The following is a 4,011-nucleotide window of genomic DNA, read 5'->3' as shown; positions in this document are numbered from 1 at the left end:
GCCCTGTCCAATAATCAATGCGAGCCGCGCGCCTCGCGCGGATCTCCCAGACCTATTGCAAAAGCGGGCGTTACCCTGTGGGCCGAAACAAGCATGTGCAGGCGACTTGTGGCCGCGGTTAAAGCTGGCTCGGATGAGACAGATTTAGCCGCTCCTGGGCCGCAGGGAGATCGCACTTGATTGGTTCGGGTCGGAGGCCGGTGTGCCGGCGTCCGACTAGCACGCGGTCACGCGCCCATAGGCGCGGGATTTGCCCGTATCATCAAATCAATTCAGCTGCCCCTTGAAGTGTGTACACAAAAGAGGTACATATACCTCATAAGCGGCACGAAGAAGGTCGTCCTGAGCAAGTCAGAAATTCAACCCGATCAAGGAAGTAGACAGTCAAAATGCCCAAATCCCACCAGTACCAAACAACAAAAGGCTTTGACCATGCTTCTAGAATGGGACGAAGACAAACGTCAGCAAAACATTTCCAAACATGGCGTGGACTTGCTCTATGCCGCTTTGATCTTCGAGGGTCCGACCCTCAGCAAAATTGATGACCGACACGACTACGGAGAAGAACGTTCTATCTCTCTGGGCGTGGTTGATGGTGAACCATTCACGGTTATCCACACCATGCGTGGCGAGAACATCCGGCTCATCTCTGCCTGGAAAGGAGGTCGGAAGGATTATGAAAAATACAAAGACAGCTTCCCTTGAGGAAATTAGGGCAATGCAACGTCGCGGCGAAGTCAAAGCGCCGAGCGATGAAGCAGAAGCCTTGGATATGCCTGATGGATTTTGGGATGACGCCGACATTGTTGAGCGCCAGCCAAAACAGTCTGTGCATCTGCGTGTTGACGCAGAAGTTCTTGAATACTTCAAGTCTGGCGGCAAAGGCCACCTGACTCGAATGAATGCAGTGCTGCGCACGTATGTAGAGGCGCAAAGAAGCCGGGGCTAAGGCTCCTGGCGTTTGGCTGTAAAAGTGATCTTGATGACAAGCAAGTTGACCTCGATGCTGAGGCTCAAGTCGATTTTCTGAAGCTGTTTTCTCACGGCTTTTAGGCGGCGAGCAGCTAGTTTGCGAAGCTGTTTTGATTTTTTGCGAATGTATTTCATGTCTGTCTCCTGTTGAAAATTCGCGGCTCCCGAACACGCCGGGAAAGCAGACCAGTCAACACGCGCGGCACGCGCCCCGAAGGGCTTGGTGTTTACGGGTCTGCGCGGCGTGTAACTTGGCCGCTCATTTTCAATGGGACAGATCGAAGGCAGGCGCGCAGGAAACCGGGGGTTCGCTTTGTAGCTGGCGATTTGGGGTGAAATGGACAACGCGCGGAAGCTCTGAAAAACAGCAGTCGGCCCAGACTCGCGGCAACGATCGGGCCGACTGGCTCAAAAGAGCGTTTGTGTCGATTGCCGTCGACTCGGTGACGGTATCACAGCACCAACGGCCATAAAAGCCGCTCAGGCCGCTAATGCGGCCCCGTGCGCTGGCAGCGCACAGTCCTGGCGAATTGGGGCAATCGGCCCCGGTTCGCCGGGACAACAAAGGGGAACAGACCAAAGCGCGCCACACATGGCGGCGCGCAAAGGGTGGTCAAACCTCCTTTCCGTCCCTGTCAAAACAGCGGACTAATTGAAAATCAATCAAGCCCGACGAAACCAAATCGGCAAACTGTGCGCGGGCATCGTCTGAATCGGCGTAGGTTTCCGGGTCGGCTCCATTCGGCAAGTCGATTTCGAAAAACTGCATTGCATCGCAAGCGATCCTGACAATTGGTTTTGTAGACATCGGCTTTCCCTCAGCGGTGGATTCTGATGATTTTCGTGTAAACGCTGGCCGTCGCAAACGTGTCTGGCGGCAAGGTTTCGAGTTCTTCGGCCTCGTCGTGCTGGAAGGTAACAGGGACCAGGGCAACAAGGGTTGCCGGTTCGTCATGCCCACCCCGCCCTAGCAGGGACAAAGCCGCCTCGATGTGGGCGCGGACCTTCTTAAAAGGCGGGTTCATGATGATGCGGGGAAACTGCGCGCGGCCTTTGACTTCCTCCGCATAATCAAGAAAACAACGGTTGATCGTGGGGCCAATGGTGCGCAGCTTTGCCGCAAGCGTGTTGTGGCGCTCGATCATGGTCAATTCGCAAGTGCTGTGACCTGATGCAATCAGCGCCTTTGCGAGCTGGCCGGTTCCGGCGCTTGGCTCCAATGTCAGATAGTCACCTTGCGGCCCGAGATAACCAACCATCCGCGCAGCGACAGGATCAGGCGTAACGTGGCATTCGGTGAACTTATCAACGGCGATAACTTCGGGGGCCTTCAGCTCGTCCAGTTGGGGCGCGTCATGCCGCACCCTAACCGGAATGGTTAGGGGCTTGTTCGGGCGGTAGTAGATGCTTGGCCGTTTCTGAGTCATCGTCCTAGCCTTTCAACTTCAAGGGCGTTCGTGGCTTGATTGACTATCCGTTGCGCTGTGTTGGCCTCGATTCCGGTCTCCATCAAGCGGCGCATTGTTACCGCCTTGCCCAGAACGGAAAGGCGCGAAAATCCTTCCTGAACATACTCCATCGGGTCGGCTTCAACGATCTGGCATTCTCCTTCTGTGTGACCGTGGCTGATTGCCTTTTGCCGCATCCCCTGCAAATTCTCGGGCAGGATTGCCGCGCCCTGAGTGAGCGCGACAGCGTAGGTGTAAAGATGGGTTTCCCAATGACGGGTCATTGCGCAATTTCCTCGTCAAAATCGGCGGGGGCGTCATGCTGCTTTTGATCGGTGATCAGGATAGCAGCCCACCCAGCCGAGAAACGCGGCCCTTCGTGGTTCGGGTTCGGTGCGATCCGCACCCGGAAAGCGCCACAAGCCGAAAGCCGCGTTCCCCTGTAGTCAGTGCCAATTTGGGCAAATTCCGCTTTGGTCATTTCCACCTGCGGCAAAAACTCGACTGTTCTATTCCACGGGTTGCGAACCAAAAATTTGCCGCTCTGCGCTTTGAAATTCAGAATAGGCGGCTTTGCCAGTTTCTTTTCGGGCGGCACGTATCCGCAAGACTGCATCAAATCGCGCCACTCATCGGCGGATAGCTCAACGGTGCTGCCATCGGCCACATGAGCGGGCAAAGGGGCGTCACACTCAACAGAAAACAGATCGTCATCGACCTTTTTCCCCTTCGGTTTGTCTGCGCCGTGTTCGCGGACAAACATTTGCAACAGGGTGGGCGTAATCTCACCTTCAAACCGTGGCACATCGCCCAGCATTTCGCGTTCATATGAAAGGCGGTTCAAGGTGTGAGTGATCCAGCGGGACAGGTTGTCATTCTCGATAGTGCGTTTTGCAGCCTCGATGCACTGCGCGCGGGCCTCTGCCGGTGTGGTCTTGCCGTCTGCGACTGCCGAATAGAGACCATAAGGCACCGAAGGGCTGCGGCCCAGAATGAAGCTGATTTGCTTGTCAGTGGTCGCGCTTTCCCACATTGCCAAGGCTTTATGCGCAGCGTTCAACCGGCGCTGAAGGTCGCGCAGCTCGGCCAGTAGTTTCTTGATCCGGCGCGCGCGCACCTTGGGGTCATTCTTCCGGTTTGTATGACGCTCGACACCTGCCGCGCGATATTGCCAATAACCGATAGCGCCATGAGCCTTAACGGCTTTGTCCATTGCGTTGTGCATCCGCTCTTGAGTCTTGCGGGCTTTGCGCTCGGAGTGATGCCCGACAAGGATAGGCTGACCAAATTCGAATGCGCGGGACAGTTCGTCAGCGGCCCGGTGAAATGCGTTTGCCTGTTCGGCGCGTTTCTGTGCGATCCCGTCCAGGCGATCCGCTTTGATCTGCGCCCGTTCGGCCATTGTGGTTTCTTCGGGTTCAATCTCGCCTGCCAGTTCAAGCGCAAGGTTTTCGCGGGCAACGGTCCACATAGGGGCGACGAACAATTCCTGTTTAGGTGCCCATTTGAAGCCTGCGGCTTTGACGCGCTCGTATGTGTCGGCGTCCAATCGCTCCGAGGCATACAAACGGATTTTGTTGTCCTCGGGGGA

At 55.9% G+C, this 4,011-nt stretch carries 7 protein-coding genes; 2 read left to right on the top strand and 5 right to left on the bottom strand.

Features of this window, described 5'->3' with window-relative positions; translation table 11 throughout:
* The first annotated feature begins 432 nt into the window (after nt 1-432).
* Entirely contained in the window at nt 433-705 is a 273-nt protein-coding gene (locus tag AC2FPW_RS04210) for a BrnT family toxin (RefSeq protein ID WP_496812654.1), read from the top strand.
* A complete protein-coding gene (locus tag AC2FPW_RS04205; protein WP_496812653.1) occupies nt 677-949 on the top strand; it encodes a BrnA antitoxin family protein in 273 nt (90 codons plus the stop codon). The genes AC2FPW_RS04210 and AC2FPW_RS04205 overlap by 29 nt, the downstream gene beginning before the upstream one ends.
* Here the strand turns inward: AC2FPW_RS04205 and AC2FPW_RS04200 are convergent.
* The 5 genes from AC2FPW_RS04200 to AC2FPW_RS04180 all read right to left on the bottom strand — a co-directional run.
* The gene (locus AC2FPW_RS04200; protein WP_496812652.1) at nt 946-1,107 is read right to left on the bottom strand and encodes a hypothetical protein; all 162 of its coding nucleotides are present in this window, start codon (nt 1,105-1,107) and stop codon (nt 946-948) included. The genes AC2FPW_RS04205 and AC2FPW_RS04200 overlap by 4 nt on opposite strands.
* A 478-nt stretch (nt 1,108-1,585) precedes the next feature.
* The gene (locus AC2FPW_RS04195; protein WP_496812651.1) at nt 1,586-1,741 is read right to left on the bottom strand and encodes a hypothetical protein; all 156 of its coding nucleotides are present in this window, start codon (nt 1,739-1,741) and stop codon (nt 1,586-1,588) included.
* A 49-nt stretch (nt 1,742-1,790) separates the two neighbouring features.
* Nucleotides 1,791-2,399 (bottom strand): hypothetical protein, encoded by a 609-nt coding sequence (locus AC2FPW_RS04190; protein ID WP_496812650.1) that lies wholly within the window; start codon nt 2,397-2,399, stop codon nt 1,791-1,793.
* Entirely contained in the window at nt 2,396-2,704 is a 309-nt protein-coding gene (locus tag AC2FPW_RS04185; RefSeq protein ID WP_271952857.1) for a hypothetical protein, read from the bottom strand. The genes AC2FPW_RS04190 and AC2FPW_RS04185 overlap by 4 nt, the downstream gene beginning before the upstream one ends.
* Nucleotides 2,701-4,011 (bottom strand): DUF3560 domain-containing protein (locus AC2FPW_RS04180; RefSeq protein ID WP_496812649.1); only part of this gene is annotated, 1,311 nt, incomplete at its 5' end. The genes AC2FPW_RS04185 and AC2FPW_RS04180, both read right to left, overlap by 4 nt.

It is taken from the genome of Ruegeria sp. SATB027 (genome assembly GCF_059613825.1).
The sequence above is the reverse complement of the archived record's forward strand: the minus strand, read 5'-3'. Positions and strand labels throughout refer to the sequence as shown.